The sequence below is a fragment of the Halopseudomonas bauzanensis genome (assembly GCF_900114735.1).
Classification (GTDB): Bacteria; Pseudomonadota; Gammaproteobacteria; order Pseudomonadales; family Pseudomonadaceae; genus Halopseudomonas; species Halopseudomonas bauzanensis.
In genome coordinates this window covers 78,051-103,806 of sequence record NZ_FOUA01000001.1, presented here as the reverse complement: position 1 = coordinate 103,806, position 25,756 = coordinate 78,051, and the positions used below count along the sequence as shown (strand labels likewise).

The 25,756-nt window shown below is 62.0% G+C and carries 27 protein-coding genes; 21 read left to right on the top strand and 6 right to left on the bottom strand.

Features of this window, described 5'->3' with window-relative positions:
• Nucleotides 1-47: 47 nt before the first annotated feature.
• The gene (gene sthA / locus BM267_RS00510; RefSeq protein WP_036989658.1) at nt 48-1,445 is read left to right on the top strand and encodes a Si-specific NAD(P)(+) transhydrogenase; all 1,398 of its coding nucleotides are present in this window, start codon (nt 48-50) and stop codon (nt 1,443-1,445) included.
• Between the two features lie 21 nt (nt 1,446-1,466).
• Here the strand turns inward: sthA and BM267_RS00505 are convergent, their stop codons facing one another.
• From BM267_RS00505 to BM267_RS00495, 3 genes are read right to left on the bottom strand one after another with little or no spacing between them, the layout of a single operon-like run.
• A complete protein-coding gene (locus BM267_RS00505) occupies nt 1,467-2,201 on the bottom strand; it encodes a glycerophosphodiester phosphodiesterase (protein WP_074778531.1) in 735 nt (244 codons plus the stop codon).
• Nucleotides 2,202-2,209: 8 nt separating this feature from the next.
• Nucleotides 2,210-2,503: a hypothetical protein gene (locus tag BM267_RS00500; RefSeq protein ID WP_074778533.1), complete on the bottom strand. Its 294-nt coding sequence runs from the start codon at nt 2,501-2,503 to the stop codon at nt 2,210-2,212.
• Nucleotides 2,500-3,087: a PilZ domain-containing protein gene (locus tag BM267_RS00495; RefSeq protein ID WP_074778535.1), complete on the bottom strand. Its 588-nt coding sequence runs from the start codon at nt 3,085-3,087 to the stop codon at nt 2,500-2,502. Before BM267_RS00495 ends, BM267_RS00500 begins: the two co-directional genes overlap by 4 nt.
• A 93-nt stretch (nt 3,088-3,180) precedes the next feature.
• On the opposite strand from BM267_RS00495, the gene BM267_RS00490 reads away from it, so the two are divergent.
• Both BM267_RS00490 and lolD read left to right on the top strand, forming a co-directional pair.
• Nucleotides 3,181-4,425, top strand: a complete 1,245-nt coding sequence (locus tag BM267_RS00490; RefSeq protein WP_036989662.1) for a lipoprotein-releasing ABC transporter permease subunit — start codon at nt 3,181-3,183, stop codon at nt 4,423-4,425.
• Nucleotides 4,418-5,107: a lipoprotein-releasing ABC transporter ATP-binding protein LolD gene (gene lolD / locus BM267_RS00485; RefSeq protein ID WP_074778537.1), complete on the top strand. Its 690-nt coding sequence runs from the start codon at nt 4,418-4,420 to the stop codon at nt 5,105-5,107. The genes BM267_RS00490 and lolD overlap by 8 nt, the downstream gene beginning before the upstream one ends.
• 1 nt (nt 5,108) lies before the next feature.
• Here the strand turns inward: lolD and BM267_RS00480 are convergent, their stop codons facing one another.
• Nucleotides 5,109-5,633, bottom strand: coding sequence for a DUF2062 domain-containing protein (locus BM267_RS00480; protein WP_036989664.1), 525 nt, complete (start codon nt 5,631-5,633; stop codon nt 5,109-5,111).
• A 103-nt stretch (nt 5,634-5,736) separates the two neighbouring features.
• Between BM267_RS00480 and BM267_RS00475 the strand changes: the two genes are divergently transcribed.
• From BM267_RS00475 to murB, 7 genes are read left to right on the top strand one after another with little or no spacing between them, the layout of a single operon-like run.
• The gene (locus BM267_RS00475) at nt 5,737-8,043 is read left to right on the top strand and encodes a DNA internalization-related competence protein ComEC/Rec2 (protein WP_074778539.1); all 2,307 of its coding nucleotides are present in this window, start codon (nt 5,737-5,739) and stop codon (nt 8,041-8,043) included.
• 24 nt (nt 8,044-8,067) lie between these two features.
• Nucleotides 8,068-8,748 (top strand): MotA/TolQ/ExbB proton channel family protein, encoded by a 681-nt coding sequence (locus BM267_RS00470; RefSeq protein WP_036989665.1) that lies wholly within the window; start codon nt 8,068-8,070, stop codon nt 8,746-8,748.
• A gap of 3 nt (nt 8,749-8,751) precedes the next feature.
• A complete protein-coding gene (locus BM267_RS00465) occupies nt 8,752-9,183 on the top strand; it encodes an ExbD/TolR family protein (RefSeq protein WP_036989666.1) in 432 nt (143 codons plus the stop codon).
• Nucleotides 9,184-9,206: 23 nt separating this feature from the next.
• Nucleotides 9,207-10,211: a tetraacyldisaccharide 4'-kinase gene (gene lpxK / locus BM267_RS00460; RefSeq protein ID WP_036990297.1), complete on the top strand. Its 1,005-nt coding sequence runs from the start codon at nt 9,207-9,209 to the stop codon at nt 10,209-10,211.
• A 13-nt stretch (nt 10,212-10,224) separates the two neighbouring features.
• Nucleotides 10,225-10,410, top strand: a complete 186-nt coding sequence (locus tag BM267_RS00455; RefSeq protein WP_036989667.1) for a Trm112 family protein — start codon at nt 10,225-10,227, stop codon at nt 10,408-10,410.
• A gap of 2 nt (nt 10,411-10,412) precedes the next feature.
• Nucleotides 10,413-11,177 carry a 3-deoxy-manno-octulosonate cytidylyltransferase gene (gene kdsB / locus BM267_RS00450; protein WP_074778541.1) on the top strand — a complete coding sequence of 255 codons (765 nt, stop codon included), beginning with the start codon at nt 10,413-10,415 and terminating at the stop codon, nt 11,175-11,177.
• Complete coding sequence (murB, locus tag BM267_RS00445) at nt 11,174-12,199, top strand: UDP-N-acetylmuramate dehydrogenase (RefSeq protein WP_074778543.1); 1,026 nt, start codon at nt 11,174-11,176, stop codon at nt 12,197-12,199. Before kdsB ends, murB begins: the two co-directional genes overlap by 4 nt.
• A 93-nt stretch (nt 12,200-12,292) precedes the next feature.
• On the opposite strand, the gene rne is transcribed toward murB, so the two are convergent.
• The gene (rne, locus tag BM267_RS00440; protein ID WP_074778545.1) at nt 12,293-15,595 is read right to left on the bottom strand and encodes a ribonuclease E; all 3,303 of its coding nucleotides are present in this window, start codon (nt 15,593-15,595) and stop codon (nt 12,293-12,295) included.
• A gap of 533 nt (nt 15,596-16,128) precedes the next feature.
• Here rne and rluC point away from each other — a divergent pair.
• The 3 genes from rluC to sppA are packed head-to-tail and all read left to right on the top strand — an operon-like array spanning nt 16,129 to nt 18,781.
• The gene (gene rluC / locus BM267_RS00435) at nt 16,129-17,100 is read left to right on the top strand and encodes a 23S rRNA pseudouridine(955/2504/2580) synthase RluC (protein ID WP_036990299.1); all 972 of its coding nucleotides are present in this window, start codon (nt 16,129-16,131) and stop codon (nt 17,098-17,100) included.
• Nucleotide 17,101: 1 nt separating this feature from the next.
• Nucleotides 17,102-17,776 (top strand): HAD-IA family hydrolase, encoded by a 675-nt coding sequence (locus BM267_RS00430; protein WP_074778547.1) that lies wholly within the window; start codon nt 17,102-17,104, stop codon nt 17,774-17,776.
• A gap of 33 nt (nt 17,777-17,809) precedes the next feature.
• Complete coding sequence (gene sppA, locus BM267_RS00425) at nt 17,810-18,781, top strand: signal peptide peptidase SppA (RefSeq protein WP_074778775.1); 972 nt, start codon at nt 17,810-17,812, stop codon at nt 18,779-18,781.
• 71 nt (nt 18,782-18,852) lie between these two features.
• Here sppA and BM267_RS00420 read toward each other — a convergent pair whose 3' ends face one another.
• The gene (locus BM267_RS00420; protein ID WP_074778549.1) at nt 18,853-19,431 is read right to left on the bottom strand and encodes a Maf family protein; all 579 of its coding nucleotides are present in this window, start codon (nt 19,429-19,431) and stop codon (nt 18,853-18,855) included.
• Nucleotides 19,432-19,705: 274 nt separating this feature from the next.
• On the opposite strand from BM267_RS00420, the gene BM267_RS00415 reads away from it, so the two are divergent.
• From BM267_RS00415 to pabC, 8 genes are all read left to right on the top strand, one after another.
• A complete protein-coding gene (locus tag BM267_RS00415; RefSeq protein ID WP_177173379.1) occupies nt 19,706-20,077 on the top strand; it encodes a YceD family protein in 372 nt (123 codons plus the stop codon).
• 19 nt (nt 20,078-20,096) lie between these two features.
• On the top strand, nt 20,097-20,279 hold the full coding sequence (gene rpmF, locus BM267_RS00410) for a 50S ribosomal protein L32 (protein ID WP_074778555.1): 183 nt from the start codon (nt 20,097-20,099) through the stop codon (nt 20,277-20,279).
• Nucleotides 20,280-20,282: 3 nt separating this feature from the next.
• On the top strand, nt 20,283-21,305 hold the full coding sequence (gene plsX, locus BM267_RS00405) for a phosphate acyltransferase PlsX (protein WP_074778558.1): 1,023 nt from the start codon (nt 20,283-20,285) through the stop codon (nt 21,303-21,305).
• A gap of 68 nt (nt 21,306-21,373) precedes the next feature.
• The gene (fabD, locus tag BM267_RS00400; RefSeq protein WP_074778777.1) at nt 21,374-22,321 is read left to right on the top strand and encodes an ACP S-malonyltransferase; all 948 of its coding nucleotides are present in this window, start codon (nt 21,374-21,376) and stop codon (nt 22,319-22,321) included.
• A gap of 1 nt (nt 22,322) precedes the next feature.
• Nucleotides 22,323-23,066, top strand: coding sequence for a 3-oxoacyl-ACP reductase FabG (gene fabG / locus BM267_RS00395; RefSeq protein ID WP_074778560.1), 744 nt, complete (start codon nt 22,323-22,325; stop codon nt 23,064-23,066).
• 170 nt (nt 23,067-23,236) lie between these two features.
• Nucleotides 23,237-23,473, top strand: coding sequence for an acyl carrier protein (gene acpP, locus BM267_RS00390; RefSeq protein WP_036989676.1), 237 nt, complete (start codon nt 23,237-23,239; stop codon nt 23,471-23,473).
• 193 nt (nt 23,474-23,666) lie between these two features.
• On the top strand, nt 23,667-24,905 hold the full coding sequence (fabF, locus tag BM267_RS00385) for a beta-ketoacyl-ACP synthase II (RefSeq protein ID WP_036989677.1): 1,239 nt from the start codon (nt 23,667-23,669) through the stop codon (nt 24,903-24,905).
• A gap of 14 nt (nt 24,906-24,919) precedes the next feature.
• Nucleotides 24,920-25,750, top strand: a complete 831-nt coding sequence (gene pabC / locus BM267_RS00380; RefSeq protein WP_074778779.1) for an aminodeoxychorismate lyase — start codon at nt 24,920-24,922, stop codon at nt 25,748-25,750.
• The last annotated feature ends 6 nt before the right edge of the window (nt 25,751-25,756 follow it).

Below are 25,756 nucleotides of genomic sequence, written 5' to 3'. Positions count from 1 at the left end.
GGATACGCTGCGCGGATATATTCCTATTGTTACAGGACCGAAATTGAATGGCTGTTTATAACTATGATGTAGTGGTACTGGGTGCAGGCCCGGCGGGTGAGGGCGCTGCGGTTAACGCGGCGAAGAATGGGCGCCGGGTAGCGGTGGTCGAGGAACGCAACATGGTGGGCGGTAACTGCGTCCACCTGGGCACCATTCCATCCAAGGCGCTGCGCTACTCGGTCAAGCAGATCATTCAGTTCAACACCAACCCGATCTTCCGTGTGGTCGGCGAGCCACGGGATTTCTCCTTCCCTGATGTGCTCAAAAGTGCAGAGAAAGTCATCGCCCGCCAGGTGCGTTCGCGCAACAGCTACTATGCGCGCAACCGTATCGATCTGTTTTTCGGCAAGGGCAGTTTCGCCGATGCCCATACCATCGAACTGGTGAACGCCGAAGGGGCGGTGGATCGACTGGTCGCCCAGGAGATCATCATCGCCACGGGTTCTCGCCCGTATCGTCCGGCGGACGTCAATTTCAACCATCCGCGGATCTATGACAGCGACACCATCCTGCAGCTCAACCACACACCGCGCACGCTGATTATCTATGGTGCGGGCGTCATTGGCTGCGAATACGCTTCCATCTTCTGCGGGCTGGGCGTCAAGGTGGATCTGATCCACAACCGCGACCGACTGCTGAGTTTTCTGGATGACGAGATCTCCGATGCGCTGAGCTACCACCTGCGCAATAGCATGGCGCTCATCCGGCACAACGAGGAGTATGAGAAGATCGAGGGCCTGGATGGCGGCGGGGTAGTGCTGCACCTGAAATCGGGCAAGAAAATCAGGGGAGATGCGCTGCTCTGGTGCAACGGCCGCTCGGGCAACACCGATGGCCTGGGGCTGGAGAATATCGGCCTCAAACCCAACAGTCGTGGCCAGGTGCTGGTGGACGAGAACTATCGCACCGACGTACCCAATGTTTATGCAGCCGGGGACGTAATCGGCTGGCCGAGCCTGGCTAGCGCGGCCTTCGACCAGGGCCGCTCGGCAGCGGGCAATATCGTCGAGAATGACAGCTGGCGCTTCGTCGATGACGTGCCGACCGGCATCTACACCATTCCCGAGATCAGTTCCCTGGGTAAGACCGAGCGCGAGCTGACCAGCGAAAAGGTGCCCTACGAGGTAGGCCAGGCCTTCTTCAAGAGCATGGCGCGGGCGCAGATCAGCTGTGAGCCGGTGGGTATGCTGAAGATCCTGTTCCATCGTGACACGCTACAGGTGCTGGGCATCCACTGCTTCGGTGACCAGGCTTCCGAGATCGTGCATATCGGTCAGGCCATCATGAACCAGGAAGGGGAGGCGAATACCATCAAGTACTTCGTCAATACCACCTTCAACTACCCGACCATGGCCGAAGCCTACCGGGTTGCTGCACTGGATGGCCTCGGTCGGCTGTTCTGAATGTCTGGGTGGCCGGCGGGCTCAATGAGTTTCGCCGGTACCACCCAGAACCCTCACGGCCAGATGTGGTACATCGGTTATCAGGCTATCGACACCCATGTCCCGCAATCTCAGCATCAACTGCGGATCGTTCACGGTCCACACCGAGACATGCAGTCCCTGGCGTTGGGCCTGGGCAATCCGGGCAGGGGTGCAGAGTTTCCAGTTCAATACCAGAAAGCGGCACTGATATCTCAGCGCGCTTTTCACGGGATCCAGAAAGCCATATTCCTCGACCAGCCCGGTGGACAGTTCGCCGCCGTTCTGCTGGACGTAGCGCAGCAGGGTGCGACTGGATGAGGTGATCACCACCTTTTCGCGCAGGCCGAATTGCTCCACCAACGGCATGACCGCATTCATTACCCGCCGCGATTGCGCGGCCGAGCCACTCTTGACCTCCAGCTGGTAATGCTCGAATTCGGGGCAGCTGTGAAACAGTTGCTCCAGGGTGGGGATGGCGCAGTGCTCGTTCCAGCCGGCCAGCCCGAGCCGGGCATCCAGGCGGGTCAGCTCGGCGGCAGTGTGGGCTGCAATCTTGCCCTTGATGCCGGTAGTGCGCTTGAGCGTGGGGTCATGAATGACCATCAATTGATGATCGGAAGACAGGTGCAGGTCGAGTTCGACCCGTCTGACGCCGGCTTCCAGGGCTTTGTGAAAGCTCGGCAGGGTATTTTCCGGGGCTTCGCCGCGGGCGCCCCGGTGGCCGTATATCTGCATACCGTCTCTCAATTATTCCGCGGGGTGTGCTGATGCACGCTGTGTACTACCTTGTCATGCTCGAAATACACACTGAAACCGGCATAGTCCCAACGGCTGATGGGCGGTTCGCCAACCGCTGCATGGCGGGTTAGCGGTTCGCCGTATTGCTGGCTGACCGCGCTGGTGCTGGTACCCCGTTGCGGCAGGCTGGATTGTTGGCCGGACGCCTGCTGGCCCACCGGAATGGTCAGGGTGTCGGCCTGGATGCTGACTGCGGCGAGCAAGGTGCTGGTGAGTAATAAGGGTAGTGCGTATTTCATGTCGAGGTCCTTTCGTGGTTTTCCTTGGCAGCGCGGATATCCTGTGCCTGCTTGTGCATGATATGCCGAGCCAGCAACTGGTGCTGGGCATCATTGAACTGATCGAAGCTTACCTGTATCAGATGGAGGCCGGAAGCGTCGTCGCGAAGGCAGGCGGCGATCTGTGCTGGAGCGCTCAAACCGATGGGTGTCGGCAACAACAGGCGCAGATTGATCCATTGGCCGACCGGCAGCGCGTCGTGGGCTGGGAAGGTGATGCCGGCTTCGCTCAGGGTTACCTCGACCGGCGTACCCATGTCCTCGGCCATCTGCGACGCCAGTGCCCGACCGATCAACTCCACCCGCTTGCCAAGGATCTTCAGGTAAGCCGCGAGATTGCGGTCACGCTCACCGATCTGGCGCAGCAGATGCTGTGAATCATGGTCCAGCAGGTGGAGTTCGCCAAGCAGGCCGAACAGGGGCGATTCATCCGGTTGGACTGAGGAAGGTGTCGCTGGCGCCTCGATAGGTCGATAGTCCAGTGCCAGATGATCCTGAATCTGGAAATAACCCGTATGCACATCGGTGAGATTATTGGTTTGCATGTTCAGCCCCGTTTACCGAAACCGGATTCAGTGTAACATGACAGCCCGAACTGCTATTCATTGGGGCTTTCCCCATCAGGTAACTGGTATTCCATGTTCAGACCCTTGCCTTTTTTTATCGGGTTGCGCTACACGCGCGCCAAACGCCGTAACCACTTTATCTCCTTCATTTCGTTGATTTCCATGCTTGGCCTGACCCTCGGGGTGCTGGTCATGATCCTGGTGCTGTCGGTAATGAATGGTTTCGACCGTGAACTGCGTACGCGCATCCTCGGCATGGTGCCCCATGCGAGCATCAACGGCTATCAGCCCATCGATGATTGGCGCTCGCTGGCAACGCAGCTTGAGGCAGACCCGAAGGTCGCTGCGGCTGCGCCGTTCATTCAATTGCAGGGCATGTTGACCCATAACGGCAGTGTCGCTCCGGTGCTGGTCAGCGGCGTGATTCCCGAGGCGGAGGCGCAGGTCTCGATCATCGAGGAGCACATGCAATCCGGCACCTTGGCTGATCTGAAAGATGGCGAATTCGGCATCATCATCGGTGAGCTGATTGCCCGCCGCTTCAGTGTGATGCCGGGCGACAAACTGACCCTCGTCCTGCCGGAAGCTTCGGTCACCCCGGCCGGGGTCTTTCCGCGGCTGAAACGTTTCCATGTCACTGGCATATTCAAGGTTGGCGCCGAACTGGATGGCTCCATGGCGATGATCCATGCCGGGGATGCGGCCCGTCTGAGCCGCTGGGAGCCAGGCCAGATGCAAGGTGTTCGGCTCAGACTGCATGACCTGTTCCAGGCGCCGCAGGTAGCCTGGAATCTGGTTGAGCAGCTGCCGGGCAACTATTACGCCCAGGACTGGACGCGCAGCCACGGCAATCTGTTTGCCGCGATCCGCATGGAGAAGACCATGATCGGCCTGTTGCTGTTGCTGATCGTTGCCGTGGCGGCCTTCAACATCATTTCCACCCTGGTCATGGTAGTGACCGACAAGAAAGCCGATATCGCCATCTTGCGTACCTTGGGCGCATCACCGGGCACCATCATGGGCATCTTCATGGTTCAGGGCTCGGTCATCGGTGTGGTTGGCACCCTGGCCGGGGGCATCCTCGGCGTGCTGGCGGCGCTCAATGTATCGGCATTGGTGGCCGGGCTGGAGCGTCTGCTGGGCACCCAGTTTCTCAGTTCCGATGTGTATTTCATCAGTTATCTGCCGTCCCAGTTGATCTGGACGGATGTCGTTGTCATCTGCACCGCTGCGCTGGGCATGAGCTTCCTGGCTACCCTGTATCCGGCCTGGCGTGCATCCCGTACCGAACCGGCGGAGGCCTTGCGTTATGACTGATGTAGTACTGGAATGCCGGAAACTCAGCAAGCACTACGCGGTCGGACCGCAGCGCCTGCAGGTACTGGACAATATCGACCTGAGCCTGCGCGCCGGCGAACGCATCGCGATTGTCGGCAGCTCGGGCTCGGGCAAGACCACGCTGTTGAACATGCTGGGTGGGCTGGATACGCCGAGCACCGGTGAGGTGTGGCTGGCCGGCCAGCAGATGTCAGCGCTCAAGGAGGCGGAGCGGGGCAAGCTGCGCAATACCGGCCTCGGCTTCGTCTATCAGTTTCATCATCTGCTGGCCGAGTTCACGGCGCTGGAGAATGCCTGCATGCCGCTATTGATCGGCGCAACGCCGATCGCCGAGGCGCGTGAACGGGGGCTGGCGATGCTGGACCGAGTCGGGTTGTCGGCGCGGGCTGGCCACAAGCCGGCGGAACTGTCCGGTGGTGAGCGTCAGCGGGTGGCCATCGCCCGGGCGCTGATCAATGAGCCGGCCTGCGTACTGCTTGACGAGCCGACCGGCAACCTTGACCAGCACACCGCCCGCGGCGTCCAGCAACTGATGCTGGAACTCAGTCAGCGGCTGCATACCGCCTTTCTCGTTGTTACCCATGACCTGGCGTTGGCGGGGCAGATGGATCGTGTGCTGACCCTCGATGAAGGTCATCTGGTAGAGCGGCAGCCTGCTTGAATCAGGACTGACGACGGCGTCGCATTTTGCGGCGCTGCCAGTTGCGTGCCACCCAGAAACGCCAATATAACAGGGTGCCGGCGTAGCCGATGCCGGCCAGCACCAGACCCGACAGCACCGAGCCCAGCAGCATGGGCTGCCAGATATGCTGCAATTCCGTAGTCAGCCAGGTCAGCGACAGCTCCATGGGCATGGTGCGTTCGGGTGTGCCGAGCAGCATGGTGCCGATCTTGTATTGCATGAAGAAGACCGGCGGCATGGTGATCGGGTTGGTCAGCCAGACCAGTCCGATCGAAATCGGCAGATTGGCTCGGGCGAACATGGCGATACAGCCGGACAGCACCATCTGCATGGGGATCGGCAACATGGCGACGAACAAGCCAGTGGCTATCGCCCGTGCAACGCTATGGCGGGTGATGTGCCAGAGATTCGGATCATGAAGGATGGCCCCCATGAAACGCAGCGACTTGTTGCGTTTGATCCGTTCCGGACTGGGCATGTAGCGTTTGAGTAGCTGGCGCGGCATCACAGACTGATCGGCGGGAAGGATAGACAGCAATTATGCCCGTAATGGCTGTGGCCGACTACCACCCGCCGTCGCAATTCACCATCACAGGATACTTCCGCGCATGGATGTGCCGCTGCTGCTGATCGCGCTGATAGCCGGCATGCTGTTGCCCCTGGGGTTGCCCGAGCTGCCGCCACTGTGGCTGACAACGCTGCCACTGGTGCCGGCGCTGATGCTGTGGCGACGCCCCGCGGGCCGCTGGCTGGGTGCGCTGAGTCTGGGATTGCTCTGGTCCTGTCTGTTTCATCAGCAGCTGTTGGCGCAGCGTCTGCCGCCTGATCTGGATGGCAGTCGGGTGCAGGTGCTGGCACGGGTCGACGGGTTGCCTCAGGCCACTGCGACTGGCTGGCGTCTGGCCCTGACCCAGGTGCGTCTACTGGAAAACGATCAACCGCTGCCGCCGATAAGGGCGCACTGGTTCCAAGGGCAGCCGGTCAATCCCGGCGAGCTCTGGCAGTTCGAAGTCACTCTGCGCCGTCCGGCGGGTATGGCCAATCCCGGCGGCTTCGATTATGAGGCCTGGCTGTATGCCCAGGGCGTTGGCGCCCTGGGTAGTATTCGCCAGGGCGAGCGGCTCGCCGAGCCGCCCCGTTTCGCCGGGTTCGCAGCGCTGCGAAACCAATTGCGCACCCGCATAACGGCGGTGCTGGAAGAGCAGGCTGGCGGCGCCCGCCTGATTGCTCTGGTGGTGGGCGACAAGGGTGTGCTCGACCGTCAGGACTGGCTGGTGCTGCAGGCCACCGGCACCGCTCACCTGATGGTTATCTCCGGGCTGCATATCGGCATGCTGGCGGCAGCGGTATTCGGTTTGGTAACCCTGCTTGGGCGGATTGGCGTGCTGCGCTGGCCCTGGCCGCGACTATGGTTGGCGGTGGCGGTAGTCGTCCCTATCACCGCTCTCTACGCGATTCTGGCCGGGTTCGGGGTGCCGGTACAGCGCGCCCTGTTGATGATCACGCTGGGGCTGTTGATCCAGCTGTGCTACCGCCGGCCGGGGCTCTGGACCTTCTGGCTGGTCGCCTTTGCCACCGTAGTGGCGCTCAATCCCGCGGCGCCGCTGCGCGCGGGTTTCTGGCTCTCCTTCATCGCGGTGGGACTGCTGCTCTACGGCATGGGTGCCCGGTTGGGCGCGTCCTCGCTGTGGTGGCGCTGGGGGCGGGCGCAATGGGTGGTCTTCGTTGGGCTGTGGCCCTGGTTGATGTTCTGGAGCATGCCGGCCAGCCTGAGCGCACCGCTGGCCAATCTGCTGGCGATCCCCTGGGTCAGCCTGCTGGTGGTGCCGGCCGCCTTGCTGGGTACGGTCCTGGAGCTGCTGTTCGATATTCCCTGGTTGCTGCAAGGCGCGGCGGTGGCACTTAACTGGTTGTTCGACGGTCTGGCTTGGATCGCAGAGCTGCGTGCCGCGGAGCGCCTGGCCACTCCCGACTGGCTCGGTTTCGCGTTGGGCCTGGTGGGGGTGGCTGCCTTGTTGAGCCCCATGGCCCGACTGCTCTGGCTACCGGGGGCGGCCTGTCTGCTCGTGCTGTTGCTACCATCCCACGAGCGACCGCTGCCAGGTCAGCTGTGGGTAACCGTGCTGGATGTCGGCCAGGGCCTGTCGGTATTGCTGCAAACCGAAGAACATGACCTGCTGTACGACGCCGGCGCCCGGTTCAGCAGTGGCTTCGATCTGGGCGAGGCGGTGGTGTATCCGGCATTGCTGGCGCTGGGAGTGCGGGAGCTGGATGTCATGCTGCTCAGTCACGCCGATAACGACCATGCGGGGGGCGCACCCTTCATTGCCGGCCACCTGCCGGTTAAACGCGTCCTGGCGGGGCAGCATGCCGCGATCGATCCGGTATTGCGGGCGCAGCCCTGTGAACCTGGTGAGACCTGGCAATGGGATGGGGTGCGCTTCGAGATTCTCTACAGCCCACCGCCTCCGGCACCACCCAACGAGCAATCCTGTGTGCTGCGGGCAGTGGCTGGGAGCAGCGCCGTGCTGCTGCCGGGGGATCTGGGTATTCGGGGCGAGTACCAGATGCTCGACCGGAGCCTGGCTGCCGACCTGCTGCTGGCGCCCCACCATGGCAGTCGCAGCTCGTCGTCCTATGCCTTTATCCGGGCGGTAGAACCGCGTTGGGCGGTCTTCAGTGCCGGGCGTCACAGCCAGTACGGCCATCCGCATCCGCTGGTTGTCGAACGTTACCGCGAACTGGAAGCAGAACCGGTTTATACTGCCACCGCCGGAGCGATACGCTTTGTCCTGGACGACACAGGGAAGGCCCGCCGGGATTGGTCCTGGCGAGAGCGTGCACGACGCTTCTGGCATGAAGATCAAGCACTGGCCAGGCTGGCTGAACCGCCAGCAAAGCCCGTGCTAGAGTAGACAAATTTTCTGGAGGGAACGCCTGTGTGGGAACTGATCAGTGCCGGTGGTTGGCTGATGTTGCCGATCGTATTGTCATCCGTGGTGGCGTTGGCCATCGTTTTTGAGCGTCTCTGGGCGCTGCGCAGCAGTCGCGTCGCGCCGGCCAATCTGCTGGGGCAGGTATGGCGCTGGATCAAGGACGGGCAGCTGGATGCGACCCGTCTGAAGGCCCTGCGCGCCGACTCGCCATTGGGCGAGATTCTTGCTGCCGGTCTGGCCAATACCCGCCATGGTCGCGAGATCATGAAAGAGAGCATCCAGGAGGCCGCCACCAAGGTCATCCACGAGCTTGAGCGTTATCTCAATACACTGGGCACCATTGCCGCCATCACCCCGCTGCTCGGCCTGCTGGGCACCGTCATCGGCATGATCGATGTCTTCACTGCGGTGATGGTGCAGGGCACCGGCAATACCGCGGTACTCGCCGGCGGTATCTCCAAGGCGCTGATCACCACTGCGGCAGGCCTTACCGTGGCCATTCCGGCTCTGTTCTTCCATCGCTTCTTCATGCGCCGGGTCGACGAGCTGGTGGTAGCCATGGAGCAGGAGGCGACTAAACTGGTCGAGGTGGTGCAGGGCAGTCGCGACGCCGAGCCGAATGGCAACGACGTGGCGGCCGATCCGGCCATCCGGCAAGCCGCCAAGACGGCGCAGGGGAACTGATCCATGAACTTTCGACGTACCCGGCGAGAGGAGGTCGGTGTCAACCTGACGCCCCTCATCGACGTGGTGTTCCTGCTGCTGATCTTCTTCATGGTGTCCACCACCTTTACCCGGGAAACCCAGCTGAAGCTTGATCTGCCGGAGTCCGCCTCGGGCGAGCCGGTGGAAAACCAGAACCTGGAGCAGATCGAGGTGCTGGTGTCGGCCACCGGCGAGGTCACCATCAACGGCAAGAGCCTGATCAATCCAGACCTGGACAATCTGCAGACCGCGCTGCAACGTGAAGCGGCCGGCAACAACAGTCTGCCGGTGGTGATTACCGCGGATGCCAAGGCCTCTCACCAATCGGTGATCACCGTCATGGATGCGGCAGGCCAGCAGGGCTTCAGTCGGTTGCGCCTGACCACCAACGAACTGGAAACCCCTGCCCAGTGAAGAAGGAGTCACTGGAAGGCTTCATGCTGCGCTCCTGGTATCAGGGGCGCCGCTGGCTGACCCTATTGCGGCCGCTGTCCCAGCTGTATCGGCACGTGGCACAACGTCGACGGCAGCGTTACCTGGATGATCCGGCAGCCAGCTGGCAGCCGCCAGTGCCGCTGATCGTCGTTGGTAACATTACCCTCGGCGGCACCGGCAAGACGCCCATGGTTATCTGGCTGGTGGAGCATCTGCGCGCCCGTGGGTTGCGGGTGGGCGTTATCAGCCGGGGATATGGTGCGCAACCGCCAGCCCTGCCTTGGCGCATCCGACCAGACCAGGACACCCCCGAACAGGTTGGCGATGAGCCGCTGTTGATCGCCCGTCGCTGTCAAGTGCCGGTGGTGATTGATCCGGATCGCCCACGAGCCGGCTGCCAGTTGCTGGAGCAGGAGGCAATCGACGTGATCATCAGCGACGACGGCCTGCAGCACTACCGCATGGGCCGCACACTGGAGGTGCTGATGCTCGACCACGCCCGCGGCCTGGGCAACGCCCGCTGTCTGCCCGAGGGCCCCCTGCGCGAACCGGCTTCGCGACTGAAGTCGGTCGACCTGATCGTTCGCAACGGCGCCGCAGCTGATGCCGCCGACGGTTTCGCCATGCAACTGCAGGCCACCGAACTGGTCAATCTGGCCACCGGCCAGCGGATCAGCCCTGCCGAGTGGAAGGCGCCGCCCCGGGTACAGGCGGTGGCCGGCATCGGCAATCCCGACCGGTTCCGCCGCACACTGGAAAGTCTGGGCTTCATACCGACGCTGCAGGCGTTCGCCGACCACGCCGGTTACAATGCCGACAGCTTCGCCGCATTCGATCATGGCGAGCCACTGATCATGACCGAAAAGGACGCGGTGAAATGCGCGGGCTTCGCCCGTGAACATTGGTGGTATCTGCGTGTCGATGCCCAATTGAGTGCCGCTTTTACTGCGGCTCTGCATCAGCGGCTGGACAGCCATCTGCCGTCCAGCCGGACTACTTCTCTTTGACCGGAGTCTGACGATGGATCCCAAACTGCTCGATATCCTGGCCTGCCCGCTGTGCAAGGGCCCGCTGGTACAGAATCAGGACAAGACCGAACTGTGGTGCCGCGCCGATGGCCTGGCGTTCCCCGTACGCGATGGCATTCCCGTCATGCTGGAGACCGAGGCGCGGGCCCTGGATGCGGACGAGAGGCTGGGACACTGACAATGTTTCACGTCATCATACCTGCCCGTTACGCCTCCACCCGCCTGCCGGGCAAGCCGCTGCAGGACATTGCCGGCAAGCCAATGATTCGCCATGTCTGGGAGCAGGCCCGCAAGAGCGGGGCGGCGACCGTGACGGTGGCAACCGATGATGCGCGCATTGTCGACGCCTGCCGCGCCTTTGGCGCCGATGTGGTACTGACCCGCACCGATCATCCGTCCGGCACCGACCGACTGCAGGAGGTGGTAACCCTGCTGGGCCTGGATGCCGACGCCCATGTGGTGAACGTGCAGGGCGACGAGCCATTGATTCCGCCGGCACTGATCGATCAGGTAGCGGGCAATCTGCGGGCCTTTCCAGCCGCCAGCATCGCCACCCTGGCTGAGCCGTTGCAGGATGTCGAGACGCTGTTCAATCCCAACGCGGTGAAGGTGGTTACGGACCACCAGGGCTTTGCCCTGTACTTCAGTCGCGCGCCCATGCCCTGGTGCCGTGATGATTTCGCCGCCGGCAGGCCGGATCAGTTGCCACAGGTGGCGCCGTTCCGCCGGCACATCGGGCTGTACGCCTACAAGGTGGGCTTTCTGCACGACTACGTGCGCTGGCCGGCGAGCCCGCTGGAAAGCGCCGAGTCGCTGGAGCAATTGCGCGCCTTGTGGTTCGGCTGCCGTATTCATGTGGCTGATGCCTGTGAAATTCCTCCGGCGGGCGTGGATACCATTGAGGATCTGCAGCGGGTGCGCCAATTGCTGGCCTCGGCCGAATGATGCCGGACATCCTCCGCGCGGCAGCGCTGCGCGATCTCAATACCTTCGGCATCAACGAATCCGCGGAGCAGCTGGTGCCGGTCGAAACCGAACAGCAATTGCGCGAGGCGCTGGCGCTCGCTGATGCTCAAGGCTGGCCGGTCACTGTGCTCGGTGGTGGCAGCAACATGATCTTGGCCGGTCCGTTGGCAGGCCTGGTCATTGCCATGCGCAGCCGTGGCCGCCGGGTACTGTCCCGCGAGCCGGGCAGTGCGGTGATCGAAGGGGAGGCCGGCGAGAACTGGCATCAACTGGTGAACTGGAGCCTGGATCATGGTTTCCATGGTCTGGAAAACCTGTCACTGATCCCCGGCACCCTGGGCGCTGCGCCAATGCAGAATATCGGCGCCTACGGCGTGGAGCTGTGCGATGTGTTCGACAGTCTCGACGCGCTGGATCGCACCACTGGGGAGGTTTGCCGGTTCGATCGGGACGCTTGCCGGTTCGCCTACCGAGACAGCCTCTTCAAGCAGCAGGCTGGCCGCTTCGTGATCTTGCGGGTGCGCCTGCGACTGAGCACGCAGCCGGTGCCGCGGCTGGATTATGCGCCGCTGGCAGCCGCCTGGAGTGTCACCGGCCTGAGCCGGCCCGACAGCCGCGTCATCAGCCAGCTGGTATGCCAGATTCGCCGCTCCAAGCTGCCCGATCCGGCGCAGTTGGGCAATGCCGGCAGTTTCTTCAAGAATCCTTTGCTGCCGGCGGACCAAGCGGCGGCCTTGCTGGCGACCTGGCCGGAAGCGCCGCATTACCCGCAGCCCGATGGCAGCGTCAAACTGGCTGCCGGTTGGCTGATCGAGCGGGCAGGCTGGAAAGGTCATTGTCGCGACCGGGTCGGTGTACACCGCGAGCAGGCGCTGGTACTGGTCAACCTGGGCGGCGCCCGGGGAGCGGATGTGCTGGCGCTGGCAGAGGACATCCAGCGAGACGTGCAGGCGAAGTTCGGTGTGCAACTGGAGATGGAGCCGCAGCGGGTAGGCGGCTGATGCCAGTTGCCCAACAGGGCTGTTGCTGACAGTGAATCGAGAATGAAAAAGGGGATGCCAATGGCATCCCCTTTTCTATTGCAGCGATGAAACTCAGCCCTTGGGTGTTTCCGGGCGGTTGTCATCTTCCTCAGGCGCGTCCTGTTGTACCGGTGCGCTGGTAGCCGGATGCTCCGGTACCTCGCCTTCGGCAGGGCTGGGGAGTGCGGCTTCGGCTGCCGGCTCGGCTGACTGAGCGTCGGTTGCTGTTTCCGCTTGGTCAGCGGCCTGAGCTTCCGGGATGTGTTCAATCACTTCCTGGGCCTCGGCCATGGCTTCGCTTACCGGCTCGGCTGCAGCTGCCGGCTCGGCGTCAGCTTCCACTGCCGGGGCAGGTGCTTCCGCTTCGGCCTTGGCCTGTGCTTCGGCCTGCTCGGCCAGGCGCTTGGCCTCCATGCGACGCTTGCGGATCTCACGCGGGTCGTTGAATGCGCGACCGCTTTCGGTGAGGGCCGGAATCGCCTGCTCGACAGGCTCCTGTGCTACCGGGGCTGGCTCCTGCGCTTCAACCTGAGCGGGTGCCTGGGCTGCCTCCTCGGTGACTACCGGGGCCGGTTCGGCTTCGGGCGCTTGGGCTACCGGTGCCTCGGGTTCGACGGCTGCTGCGGTTTCAGCGACGGGTTCGATAACGGCGGCAGGCTGCTCTTCGGCCACGACTACAGCAGGTTCGGCTGCGTCAGCTGTGGCGCTCGGCTCGGCTTGAGTGACCTCGGTCTCGGCCTGAGCCGGGGCGCTGTCATCGCGCTGGGACTGATTGAAGGCTTCAACCGCGTTCTCGATCGATTGCTCGATGTCGGATACCGCCTGGGTCAAACCTGCTTCCACCGGTTGCTTGACCTCAGCCAGGGCTTCGGTAGTCGCTTCCGGAAGGGCAGCTTCGACGGCGGGCTCGTTGATCATCTCTGCCGGCTCATGACCTTCACTGGCGGCAACCGCCTCGGTGACGGCTACCGCGGCAGCAGCCGGAACCTTGACGTCGGTAGCGGCAGCGTCGCCGTGCTCGGCCGTTACCGGCTTGCTGGCGTTGCTGTCATCAGTCGCTTCGCTGGTCTGGTTTGCGCTGGCAGCGTTGTCGCCGCTCTGATCATCCTGGGCGGAACGGCTGCGACGATTGTTGCGACGGCGTTGGCTGTTGCGTGAACGACGCTTCGGACGCTCACCCTCAGCGGTATTCTCGCTGTCGGTCTGCTCGGCATTCTGCTCGACTGGCAATTCTTCGTCTTTCACGGTGGCCTGTTCGGCCTGGCGCTGCGGGCGACGATCCTGACGGGCCGGTGCCTGCTCGGTGGCAGCAGCGCGTTGTTCGCTACTTTCAGCGGTTGCGGCCGCGGTGGGGCTGCGACGGCGACGACGACCGGTGGTGCCTTCTGCCGGCTTGCTGGCGCTCGGTGTGGCGGCGTCGGTATCGGCTACGACGTCGCTGGACTTGCGTTCGCTGCGCTGGGGCTTGTCAGTGCGCTCGGCAGCAGTTTCACCACCACGGTTGCCACGTGCACCGCCGCGGTTGTCACGCTCTGGGCGCGGCCGGCGGTTGCGGTTACTGCGGCGCTCGTTGCCACGGCCATCCGCCGCTGGCTTGCGATTGGCCTGGCTGGTCGCCTGCTGCTCGGCTTCCTCTTCCTGGCGGTTGTCCTGGGCGAACATGCCGACCAGGGACTTGATCAGACTCTTGATCAGACCCGGCTGGGACTCCTGGATGGCCTTGTTGGCTGCGGCAACCGGTGCTGGTGCTGGCGCCGGAGCGGCCGTGGGGGCCGGACGCGAGTGGGCGAGGGTCTTGACCGCTGCTTCCTGGCGTACGATGGCACGGGTCTGGCTCACCTGTACCGGCTCTTCGGGCTCGGCTTCGGTGGTCATGCTGTAGCTGGATTCGCCATTGAGCACGGCTTCCTGGTCGTCGCGCAGACGCTGGACCTCGAAGTGCGGGGTATCCATGTGCGGGTTGGGCAACACCAGCAAGCGCACCTTGGTGCGGGCCTCGGTTTTGGCCAGCACATCACGCTTCTCGTTGAGCAGGAAGGTAGCGATGGATACCGGCACGTGGGCGCGCACTTCGGCGGTGCGATCCTTCAGCGCTTCTTCTTCGATCAGGCGCAGTACCGAAAGCGACAGGGATTCAACGTCGCGGATGGTGCCGCGGCCGTTACAACGCGGGCAGACGATACCGCTGGTTTCGCCCAGGGAAGGACGCAGACGCTGCCGGGACATTTCCAGCAGCCCGAAACGGGAGATGCGACCGACCTGGACGCGGGCGCGGTCGGCTTCGAGGCTTTCGCGTACCCGCTCTTCCACGGCGCGCTGGTTCTTGGCCGGGGTCATATCGATGAAATCAATGACGATCAGACCACCGATGTCACGCAAACGCAGCTGGCGGGCGATTTCTTCAGCCGCTTCCAGGTTGGTTTGTAGCGCGGTTTCTTCGATGTCGCCACCTTTGGTAGCGCGCGCCGAGTTGATGTCGATGGACACCAGGGCTTCGGTGTGGTCGATGACGATGGAGCCGCCGGAAGGCAGTTTCACTTCACGCTCGAAGGCGGTCTCGATCTGACTTTCGATCTGGAAACGGTTGAACAGCGGTACGCTGTCTTCGTAGAGCTTGACCTTGCTCGCATACTGCGGCATGACCTGGCTGATGAAGTTCAGCGCCTCTTCCTTGACGGTTTCGCTGTCGATCAGTACTTCGCCGATATCCTGGCGCAGGTAATCGCGGATGGCGCGGATGATGACGTTACTTTCCTGGTAGATCAGGAAGGTGCCGCTGCGTTCGCTGGAGGCGGACTTGATCGCTTCCCACAGTTGCAACAGGTAATCCAGATCCCACTGCAATTCCTCTGCGCTGCGGCCGAGACCTGCGGTACGGACAATCATGCCCATGTCGGCGGGAACGTTGAGGCTGTTCAGGGCTTCGCGCAGTTCGTTGCGCTCTTCACCTTCGATGCGACGGGAAATGCCACCGGCGCGGGGGTTGTTCGGCATCAGCACCAGATAGCGGCCGGCCAGGCTGATGAAGGTAGTCAGGGCGGCGCCTTTATTGCCGCGCTCTTCCTTGTCGACCTGGACAATGACTTCCTGGCCTTCCTTGAGCACTTCCTTGATGTTGACGCGACCTTCAGGCTGTTTGGTGAAGTATTCGCGAGAGATTTCCTTCAGCGGCAGAAAGCCGTGGCGTTCGGAGCCGAAGTCGACGAAAGCGGCTTCCAGGCTGGGTTCGACGCGGGTAATGCGGCCTTTGTAGATATTGGATTTCTTCTGTTCGCGTGCGCCGGATTCGATGTCCAGATCGTACAGCTTCTGGCCATCTACCAGGGCGACGCGCAACTCTTCGGGCTGAGTTGCGTTGATCAGCATTCTTTTCATGAAGTACCGTTGTGTTTCCAATGCTTCCGGAACACGAGTACGGCACCTGATTCTTCTGTTAGGTGTCAGGCGTGTTTCTGCTTGGGCCAACCTTGCCCTTGTTCAGAATTCAAAATTGCCGTGCCGTTGGGCAACAGCATTTCAGTCTGTCTATGGCGAGTACAGAGAAACTTCTTTGTAGGGAGGAATCAGCCGGACTGGGACGGGGACACACATCAATGCAAGTGTCAGCGCTCGTCACATCATCCTGAAGCTGTGCATCTCCACCTAATCACTTGCCCATCTGAATCGGTGCCGCTCGTCGTCTTCGGGGAGCGGGTTAATATTCTGCCGGCCTGTGGCCTGCAGCATGTTTTTCCATCGAGGTTCGCCGGCGTTGCTTCCAGCCTGGCGAAGGCTCTACATCAATGTTTCTGGGAAGGCTGCAATCGCGTCGATCGCGGCTGCCTTCCTGCTGCCTTTTGCGCAGCTCGTCGGACTATAGCAGCATTAATCAAGTGCTTCAATTGCATGAAAAAATGTATCATGCGCCGATGAAAATCGATCAACCCGTTATTTCCGCTGCCGTGCAGACCGACCTGATCAGCGAAGACCAGGCCGGTCAGCGAATCGACAACTATCTGCTGACCCGACTCAAGGGGGCACCGCGCACTCTCATTTATCGCATCCTGCGCAAAGGCGAGGTGCGGGTGAATAAAGGCCGCATCAAGCCCGAGTACCGGTTGCGCGCAGGTGACAGCATCCGGATTCCGCCGGTGCGCCTGCCCCAGCCCGATGAGCCGGCGCTGGTGGGGCAGGGCATTCTCAATGCGCTGGAGAGCAACATCCTCTATGAAGACAAAGGGCTGATCGTGGTCAACAAGCCGGCGGGCCTCGCTGTGCATGGTGGCAGCGGGCTGGACTTCGGCGTGATCGAGGCGATGCGCCAGTTGCGTCCCGAACTGCAACAGCTGGAGCTGGTGCATCGGCTGGACCGCGACACCTCTGGCTGCCTGATGATCGCCAAGAAACGCAGCATGTTGCGCCATCTGCATGCTGAGCTGCGTGGTGACGGGCCGGGCAAGGGGGTCACCAAATGCTACCTGGCGCTGGTGCGCGGACGCTGGCCGTCAACGGTGAAGAAGGTGCATGCACCTTTATTGAAAAACAATCTGCGCTCCGGCGAGCGCATGGTCGAGGTCAATCCGGAAGGCAAGGAGTCGCTGACCGAGTTTCGGGTAATCCAGCGCTTCGGTGACTTTGCCACGCTGGTAGAGGCCAGGCCCATCACCGGACGGACCCACCAGATCCGGGTGCATGCCCGGCATGCTGGTCATCCGATTGCCGGTGATCCCAAGTACGGCGATGATGATTTTTCCAGAATCATTCGAGAAAAGGGTGGTAAGCGACTGTTCTTACATGCGGTTTCCCTTTCCGCTGAGCTGCCCGAGGGCGGGCGCCTGGAGGTGTCCGCCGAGCCTGGGACGGTCTGGGACAGAACCCTGAGCCGCTTGAGCGAGGAGTGACATGAATACCCTGATTTTCGACTGGGATGGCACGCTGGCCAATTCCATCGACAATATTGTCGTTGCCATGCAGCGCGCGGCAGTGGATGTGAGTCTGCCGGTGCGCTCGGTACGGGAGGTGCGCGACATCATCGGCCTGGCCCTGCCGGATGCGGTAGCGGTGCTCTACCCGGAGCTGGATGACCCTGCTCAGGCTAAGCAATTGATCCAGGCCTACGCCGATAATTACCTGACGCTGGAACAGAATCCTTCGCCGTTGTTCGAAGGTGTACGCGGCGCGCTGGATATTCTGCGCGGCCGTGGTTTCCATCTGGCCGTGGCAACGGGCAAGGGGCGGCGTGGACTGGATCGTATGCTCGACTCCCACGGTCTGGAAAGCTACTTCGATGTGACCCGCTGCGCGGATGAAACCGCCGGCAAGCCGCATCCGCTGATGATTGAACAGATTCTCGCCGAGTTGGACGTAACGCCGGCCGATGCATGCATGGTTGGCGATAGTGAGTTTGACATCCTCATGGGCCACAATGCCGGCGTGTGTCCGGTAGCAGTGACCTATGGGGCCATGACCCATGCGCAGCTGCTGCGCTGCCAGCCGGTGCATTGCGTGGATTCCTTCGATGAGTTTCATGGCTGGGTCCTGCCGCGATTCCGGACGGGCCAACTGACAGAGGTGTAATAGATGGAACAGAACCAATGGACTGAAGGCCCGATGGTTGAGCGCAATGAGCTCAAGGCGCAGAAGGAGGACAAGAAGGCCTGGGCGCTGCTGGAGAAAACCCTGCTGGCTTCGGTGCAGGAGCAGCGTCGATCGCGGCGCTGGGGGATCTTCTTCAAGAGTCTGACCTTCCTTTATCTGATCGGCGCGTTGTTTCTGTTTTCCCCGCTCGGCGCCATCGACGGTAGCAGCGCCACTGGCAAGCCTCACACGGCGCTGATCGAAGTGCGGGGCGCCATCGCCGACCAGCAGGAAGCCAGTGCCGACAACCTGGTCACCAGTCTGCGGCGAGCGTTCAAGGATGAGCAGACCCGCGGGGTCGTGCTGCGCATCAACAGCCCGGGCGGCAGCCCGGTACAGTCCGGATACGTGTATGACGAGATCAAGCGGCTGCGCGCGCTGAACCCGGAAGTCAAAGTCTACGCGGTGATCGCCGATATCGGTGCTTCAGGGGCCTATTATATTGCTGCAGCGGCGGACGAGATCTATGCCGACAAGGCCAGTCTGGTGGGTTCGATCGGGGTGACGGCGGCCGGTTTCGGTTTTGTCGAGACGCTGGACAAGCTCGGGGTCGAGCGGCGCACCTATACCGCTGGCGAGCACAAGGCCTTCCTCGACCCTTTCCAGCCCGAGCGTCAGGACGAGCGCGAGTTCTGGCAGACGGTGCTGGAGACCACTCATCAGCAGTTCATCGAGCAGGTGAGAGAAGGGCGTGGTGATCGGCTCCAGGAGCATCCGGAGTTGTTCAGCGGGCTGGTCTGGTCCGGCGAACAGGCGCTGGAGCTGGGGCTGATCGATGGGCTGTCCAGCGCCTCGGCAGTGGCTCGGGATATCGTCGGCACCGAAGAGCTGGTCGACTTCACCCACCGCGAGTCGCCTTTCCAGCGCTTTTCGCGCCAACTGGGCACCAGCATCGGCAATACCCTGGCGACCCATCTCGGTCTGGCGGCGCCCGCACTGCGGTAAGGGTCGCCTTCCGGCAAGCCTCTCGCTGCAGTGTATGCCGACCAGCGGGAGCGGATGTTTGAGGCAGAGTCTTACGGCAGCTGCACTCCTTCCTGGCGCAGCATCTCGCACAGCCTGATCAGCGGTAGTCCGATCAGGCTGTTGGGGTCGTCGCCCTGCAGGGCGCGGAACAGCGAGATGCCCAGTCCCTCCATTTTGAAGCTGCCGGCACAGTCGTATGGGCGTTCACGCTGCAGGTAACGCTCGATGCTGTTCTCATCCAGCTCGCGGAAGCTGACCTTGAAGGGCTCGCTGGTCAGTTGGTATTGATCGGTGGCGCTGTTGAGCAGGCAAAGCGAGGTGGTGAACTGCACGGTGCGGCCGCTGCAGCGCCTGAGTTGCTCTTTTGCCGCGGCATGGGTCCCAGGTTTGCTGACCGCCTGGCCTTCCAATAGCAAGACCTGGTCCGAACCGATAATCAGGTGATCGTTAAAGCGGCTTGCCAGGGCGCGGGCCTTGTCCAGGGCCAGGCGCAGCGTGAGCTGCTCCGGTGTTTCGCCAGCCCGGGGTGTTTCGTCGACCTCGGGCGCGGCATGCTCGAAGGGAATGCCGAGGCGCTCAAGTAGTGCGCGTCGGTAGGGGGAGCTGGAGGCGAGAACCAGATGGGCCATCTTGGGATCCTTGTGCGATAAATTGCGCTATTCTAGCTTCAGTTGTCCCCGTGACGTCGGTGGCATGGTTTTTTCGGCAAATAGTTTTGACAGCGGCCCCTGCGGTGCCTAGAATTGCGCGCTTATGTCTGGACCCATACCTGCACACATAGAGCCGCGTCGGCTGGTTGACCGTGAAATCGTCCTGAAAGGGACCGTGCCCACCGCCAATATGCCCCGTCTCACCGCCTTGCTTGACGCTCCTGCTGGAGATGTTCAGGCGGAGCTCGCATTTGTGCGGGACGCACAGGGCATCAGCGCCATGCACGGGCATTATCAGGTCGAGGTGGCGCAGATCTGTCAGCGCTGCCTGGAGCAGGTTGTGCTGACGCTGGATACCGAATGTGATGTGGGTTTTGTAACGAGTGACGAGGCGGCGAAGAATCTGCCTCGCCATTATGAACCGGTTATTGTGGATGACGAGGCGCTCGATCTGCACGCGCTGATCGAGGACGAACTGCTGCTGGCCTTGCCCGCAGTGCCGATGCATCCGATGGAAACATGTCAGCACCCGCCAGGCTTTCAGCCTGATACTGCGGAGCCTGAGGAAGAAGCTGAAAAGCCCAACCCCTTCAGTGTGTTGGCCAAGTTGAAACGTGATACCTGAAGCTTAGGAGCTTAAAGTCATGGCTGTACAGCAGAACAAAAAGTCTCGTTCCGCACGTGGTATGCGTCGTTCGCACGATGCACTGACCTCGGCGGCTCTGTCCGTAGATCAAACTACTGGCGAGACTCACCTCCGTCACCACGTGTCCCCGGACGGCTTCTATCGTGGTCGTCAGGTGGTCAACAAGGACAACGACGAATAAGTCTTGTCCACGTCAGTCCGCTTAGCGATTGATGTGATGGGCGGGGACTTCGGTCCCCGTTGCATTATCCCCGCCGTTGCCCGCTGCCTTCAGCAGATTCCTGGGTTCAACGTCGTTCTGGTCGGTTCGCCCGAACCGATGGCCAGCCTCTCCCGTGAATACCGCCTGCCTGACGATCGTGTCAGCTTCGTCCATACCTCCGAAACCATTCTCGCCGACGATCTGCCTGCCAGCGTGCTGCGCAGCAAGCGTGATGCGTCCATGCGCGTGGTCATCGAGCAGGTGCGTGACGGCGTGGCCGATGGCTGTCTGAGTGCGGGTAATACCGGTGCGCTGATGGTGCTGGCAAAAACCCTGCTGGGAACGGTGGAAGGTATTCAGCGGCCGGCGATCATGGCGGCTTTGCCGGTAGCCGGAAAGTTCTGCCATGTACTCGATCTGGGGGCCAATGTCGATTGCTCGGCGCGGCAGCTGTTCGAATTTGCCGTGATGGGCTCCGAAGCGGTGGCCGAGCTGACTGATATCGAGCGACCGCGGGTCGGGTTGTTGAACATCGGTAGCGAAATCAACAAGGGTTCCCTGCGGGTGCGTGAAGTATCCGAGCTGCTGCGTGACAGCCGTTCGCTGAACTATGTCGGCCATATAGAAGGTCACGAGCTGTTCCAGGATCGCGCCGATGTGGTGGTCTGTGACGGCTTTGTCGGCAATGTGGTGCTCAAGGCCAGCGAAGGGTTGGCCGGCTATATGCAGGATGAGCTGCGCCGGGCCCTGGCCGGCAGCTTCGCGCTGCGGCTGATGGCGCCGCTGTTGCGACGGGCATTGAAACCGATGGGCGAGCGCCTGGACCCCAATCGCCATAATGGGGCGGTACTGCTTGGGTTGCAGGGGGTGGTGGTCAAGAGCCATGGCAACGCCGACCAGCAGGCGCTGGAGGTGGCCATCGGGCAGGCCGTGCGCGCCTGCCAGTCGCAGATGCCGCAGCGCATCGCGGCACGCCTGGCGCGCTGCCGGGGCGAACTCTTGTGACCCGTCTGACCAGTGGGTCATCTCAGACGGAGACTTAATCAATGAATGACAACAATGAGGAAAGTTGCATGACTCAAACCCTCGCTTTCGTATTTCCCGGACAGGGTTCCCAGGCGGTCGGCATGCTGGCCGGTCTGGCGGAGCAGCACAGTCTGATTGGCGATACCTTTGTCGAAGCCAGCGATGCGCTGGGCTACGACCTGTGGCAACTTTGCCAGAACGGCCCGGATACCGAACTGAACCGGACCGACCGCACCCAGCCGGCCATTCTGGCCGCCTCCGTTGCCCTGTGGCGCCTGTGGCAGGCGAACAGCGAAGCCCGGCCGGCGTTCGTGGCCGGTCACAGCCTGGGTGAATATTCTGCCCTGGTGGCCGCCGAGGTGATCGGTTTCGCTGACGCGCTGCGCCTGGTCGAGCGTCGCGGTCAACTGATGCAGCAGGCCGTCCCGGAAGGCGAGGGCGGCATGGCGGCCATTCTCGGCCTGGCGGACGAGCAGATCATCCAGCTGTGCGCCGAGGCGGCCCAGGGTGAGGTGGTCAGCGCGGTCAACTTCAATGCGCCGGGCCAGGTGGTCATCGCCGGTCAGGCCGCCGCCGTGCAGCGCGCCATCGAGGCCTGCAAGGCCGCGGGTGCCAAGCGCGCCATCGCGTTGCCGGTCAGCGTGCCGTCCCACTGCGCACTGATGCAGCCGGCTGCCGAACAACTGGCACAGGATTTTGCTGCACTGACCTGGCATCAGCCGCAGATTACCCTGGTACAGAACGTGACGGCGCGCCCGGCGGCGGATCTCGACGGTCTGCGTCAGCAGCTGGTCGAGCAGCTGTACAGCCCGGTGCGTTGGGTCGAAAGCATCGAATACATCGCCGCCCAGGGTGTCACTGACCTGGTCGAATGCGGTCCCGGCAAGGTGTTGTCGGGTCTGAACAAGCGCTGCGCCAAAGGTGTGGCTACCCATAATCTGGACAGCGTCGAGGGTTTTGCCGATGCCGTCGCCCGCCTTGCCGAAGGAGCTTGATATGAGTCTGGAAGGAAAAGTCGCCCTGGTTACCGGTGCCAGTCGTGGTATCGGGCAGGCCATCGCCCATGCGCTGGCCGCCCAGGGTGCCATCGTGGTGGGGACCGCCACCAGTGACAGCGGCGCCCAATCCATCGCCGAGAAACTGGCCGCCGCAGGCTTTCAGGGTACCGGCATGAAGCTGGATGTGCGCGACCCGGCCTCGGTTGCCGAGGTGCTTGAGCGCATTGCCGCTGATTACGCAGCGCCGGCGATCCTGGTCAATAATGCCGGCATCACCGCCGATAATCTGCTCATGCGCATGAAAGATGATGAGTGGGATGATGTCATCAGTACCAACCTGGGCTCGGTTTACCGTTTGTCCAAGGCGGTATTACGGGGCATGACCAAAGCGCGTTGGGGCCGTATCATCTGCATCAGTTCGGTGGTTGCCGGTATGGGCAACGGCGGTCAATCCAACTATGCTGCGGCCAAGGCCGGCATGGAGGGCTTTGCCCGTGCGCTGGCCCGTGAGGTCGGTTCACGCGGAATCACCGTGAATGCGGTGGCACCTGGATTCATTGATACGGACATGACCCGGGCGCTGAATGACAATCAGCGGTCGGTCATGCTCGAACAGATTCCACTGGGGCGCCTCGGCCAAGCCGAGGAAATTGCTGCAGTGGTAGCATTTCTTGCCGGTGAGCCGGCTGGATACATTACCGGGGCAACTATCCCGGTAAATGGCGGTATGTTCATGGGTTGATCTTCGGCTGCTTTTGGGCAGTCGGGGCTTTGACTAGTGGGAATCCGGCCTCTCTGGGCCGGGCCATTTTGACACAGAAGCATTTCCAGCTTGAAATCTCGGGAATTCTTTCTATAAACTACCCGCAGTCCGGCTTATCGGAACTGCAAAATCAGGAGTGAGAACAAGGTATGAGTACCATCGAAGAGCGCGTCAAGAAAATCGTTGCCGAGCAGCTCGGCGTCAAAGAAGAAGAAGTAACCAACAGTGCTTCCTTTGTTGAAGATCTTGGCGCTGACTCCCTTGACACCGTTGAGCTGGTGATGGCTCTCGAAGAAGAATTCGAGACCGAAATTCCGGATGAAGAAGCCGAGAAGATCACCACCGTGCAGGAAGCAATCAACTACGTGAACTCGCACCAGAAGTAATCACGCAGTCTGCTTGCAGGTCGAAAAGGCCGCAGTCCTGATATCAGAGCTGCGGCCTTTTTGTTCGTGTTCGCTTTACAGTAGTTCCCCTGAAATAACTGGTGACGGACGGCCGATAATCATTCAGTTGCCGCGCCGCCCCTTTATGCGGACAATAGCCCGCTGTCGAACGAGTTGAATTAAGGAGTCTCCCTTGTCGCGTAGACGCGTCGTGGTAACCGGCCTGGGCATGTTGAGCCCGCTGGGGAATACGGTTGAAAGCAGCTGGCAGGCGGCTTTGGCAGGCAAGAGCGGTATCGCGCCGATCGAGCATATGGACGTCAGTGCCTTCAGTACCCGTTTTGGTGGCTCCATTCGCGATTTCGATATCGAGCCTTACATGTCGGCCAAGGAGGCACGCAAGCTGGATCTGTTCATCCAGTACGGCATTGCTGCGTGCATCCAGGCGATGAATGATGCGGGGCTGGATATTACCGATGACAACCGCGACCGCATCGGCGTGTCCATGGGCTCTGGTATCGGCGGTCTGACCAATATCGAGCGCAATCACGAGTTGCTGCTCAACAGCGGCCCGCGTCGTATCTCGCCGTTCTTCGTGCCTGGCTCGATTGTCAACATGGTGGCCGGTTATCTGTCCATCCAGTATGGACTGCGTGGGCCGAACTATGCGCTGACGACCGCCTGCACCACGGGTACCCACAGCATCGGCATGGCCGCGCGCAACATCGCCTATGGCGAAGCGGACGTGATGATCGCTGGTGGTTCCGAAATGGCTACCAGCGGCCTGGGCCTCGGTGGCTTCAGCGCTGCCCGCGCGCTGTCGACCCGCAACGAAGACCCGACCCGCGCCAGCCGTCCGTGGGATGCCGAACGTGATGGCTTCGTGCTGTCCGACGGTTCCGGCGCCATGGTGCTGGAAGAGTATGAGCATGCCAAGGCCCGCGGTGCGCATATCCATGCCGAGTTGATCGGTTTCGGTATGAGCGGCGACGGTTTCCACATGACCGCGCCGCCGGAAGATGGCCGCGGTGCAGCCATGTGCATGGGCAATGCCCTGCGCGATGCCGATGTGGCGCCAGAACAGGTTGGCTACATCAACGCCCACGGCACCTCGACCCTGGCCGGTGACCTGGCTGAAACCCGCGCGGTGGCAACCGTGTTCGGTGACCACGCCTGTAAGCTGGCCATGAGCTCGACCAAGTCCATGACCGGTCATTTGTTGGGCGCCGCCGGCGCAGTCGAGGCGATTTTCAGTGTGCTCGCCCTGCGTGACCAGGTGGCACCGCCGACCATCAATCTGGACAACCCGGGTGAGGGCTGCAACCTCGATTACGTCGCCCATGAAGCCCAGGCTCGCCAGCTGGACGTGGTGATATCCAACTCCTTCGGCTTTGGTGGCACCAACGGCAGCCTGGTGTTCCGCCGCCTCTGATGGACATCACCGGGATGGCCGCAACCCGCGTCGCCGAATGCCTGGTCAATGGTGTGCCGACCAGTGCTGTTTCGGCCCGCGATCGCGGCCTGGCCTACGGTGACGGACTGTTCGAGACCATTCTGGTTCGCGGCGGCAAGCCGACGCTGGCAGAGTGGCATTTCCAGCGGCTGGCATTGGGGGTGCAGGCCCTGCGCCTGCCTGTGGATCTAGCGGTGATCCGCAGCGAAGTCGAGCAGCAGGCGCTGCTGCTCGGTGACGGGCTCTTCAAACTGATCATCACCCGCGGTGAGTCCCTGCGTGGCTACGCCATGCCGCAGCAACCTCAGGTGACGCGCATTCTCCAATCCTCTCCACTGCCGAGCTATCCCGCACAACATGCCGAGCAGGGCATTCGCCTGTATCCCTGCGCCACCCGGCTGGGCGATCAACCCATGCTGGCGGGTCTCAAGCACCTCAATCGGCTGGAGCAGGTCCTGGCGCGCAGTGAATGGCAGGATTCAGTCCACGCCGAAGGGCTGGTGTGTAATCTCGCTGGCGACCCCATCGAAGGCACTATGAGCAACCTGTTCATGCGGCTGGATGATCGATGGGTGACGCCTGCGCTCGATCGATGCGGCGTGCGGGGCGTGATGCGCGGCTTCCTGATCGAGCAGTTGGCGGCGCAAGGTGACGCCGTAGAGGAGCGTTCGATATCTTTTGACGAACTGTTGCGCAGCACCGAGGTGTTCTGTTGCAACAGCGTATTCGGTGTCTGGCCGGTGGTGGCGCTGGCAGACTGGCAATGGCCCGTCGGCGTCCATACCCGCGACATCCAGACCCTGGCTAAGCAGGTCCTAATGTGAAGTGGT

Coding starts and splice junctions, on each gene's coding strand:
- sthA (WP_036989658.1), top strand. CDS start 48: ATGGCTGTTTATAACTATGATGTAGTGGTACTGGGTGCAGGCCCGGCG.
- BM267_RS00505 (WP_074778531.1), bottom strand. CDS start 2,201: ATGCAGATATACGGCCACCGGGGCGCCCGCGGCGAAGCCCCGGAAAAT.
- BM267_RS00500 (WP_074778533.1), bottom strand. CDS start 2,503: ATGAAATACGCACTACCCTTATTACTCACCAGCACCTTGCTCGCCGCA.
- BM267_RS00495 (WP_074778535.1), bottom strand. CDS start 3,087: ATGCAAACCAATAATCTCACCGATGTGCATACGGGTTATTTCCAGATT.
- BM267_RS00490 (WP_036989662.1), top strand. CDS start 3,181: ATGTTCAGACCCTTGCCTTTTTTTATCGGGTTGCGCTACACGCGCGCC.
- lolD (WP_074778537.1), top strand. CDS start 4,418: ATGACTGATGTAGTACTGGAATGCCGGAAACTCAGCAAGCACTACGCG.
- BM267_RS00480 (WP_036989664.1), bottom strand. CDS start 5,633: ATGCCGCGCCAGCTACTCAAACGCTACATGCCCAGTCCGGAACGGATC.
- BM267_RS00475 (WP_074778539.1), top strand. CDS start 5,737: ATGGATGTGCCGCTGCTGCTGATCGCGCTGATAGCCGGCATGCTGTTG.
- BM267_RS00465 (WP_036989666.1), top strand. CDS start 8,752: ATGAACTTTCGACGTACCCGGCGAGAGGAGGTCGGTGTCAACCTGACG.
- lpxK (WP_036990297.1), top strand. CDS start 9,207: ATGCTGCGCTCCTGGTATCAGGGGCGCCGCTGGCTGACCCTATTGCGG.
- BM267_RS00455 (WP_036989667.1), top strand. CDS start 10,225: ATGGATCCCAAACTGCTCGATATCCTGGCCTGCCCGCTGTGCAAGGGC.
- kdsB (WP_074778541.1), top strand. CDS start 10,413: ATGTTTCACGTCATCATACCTGCCCGTTACGCCTCCACCCGCCTGCCG.
- murB (WP_074778543.1), top strand. CDS start 11,174: ATGATGCCGGACATCCTCCGCGCGGCAGCGCTGCGCGATCTCAATACC.
- rne (WP_074778545.1), bottom strand. CDS start 15,595: ATGAAAAGAATGCTGATCAACGCAACTCAGCCCGAAGAGTTGCGCGTC.
- rluC (WP_036990299.1), top strand. CDS start 16,129: ATGAAAATCGATCAACCCGTTATTTCCGCTGCCGTGCAGACCGACCTG.
- BM267_RS00430 (WP_074778547.1), top strand. CDS start 17,102: ATGAATACCCTGATTTTCGACTGGGATGGCACGCTGGCCAATTCCATC.
- sppA (WP_074778775.1), top strand. CDS start 17,810: ATGGTTGAGCGCAATGAGCTCAAGGCGCAGAAGGAGGACAAGAAGGCC.
- BM267_RS00420 (WP_074778549.1), bottom strand. CDS start 19,431: ATGGCCCATCTGGTTCTCGCCTCCAGCTCCCCCTACCGACGCGCACTA.
- rpmF (WP_074778555.1), top strand. CDS start 20,097: ATGGCTGTACAGCAGAACAAAAAGTCTCGTTCCGCACGTGGTATGCGT.
- fabD (WP_074778777.1), top strand. CDS start 21,374: ATGACTCAAACCCTCGCTTTCGTATTTCCCGGACAGGGTTCCCAGGCG.
- fabG (WP_074778560.1), top strand. CDS start 22,323: ATGAGTCTGGAAGGAAAAGTCGCCCTGGTTACCGGTGCCAGTCGTGGT.
- acpP (WP_036989676.1), top strand. CDS start 23,237: ATGAGTACCATCGAAGAGCGCGTCAAGAAAATCGTTGCCGAGCAGCTC.
- pabC (WP_074778779.1), top strand. CDS start 24,920: ATGGCCGCAACCCGCGTCGCCGAATGCCTGGTCAATGGTGTGCCGACC.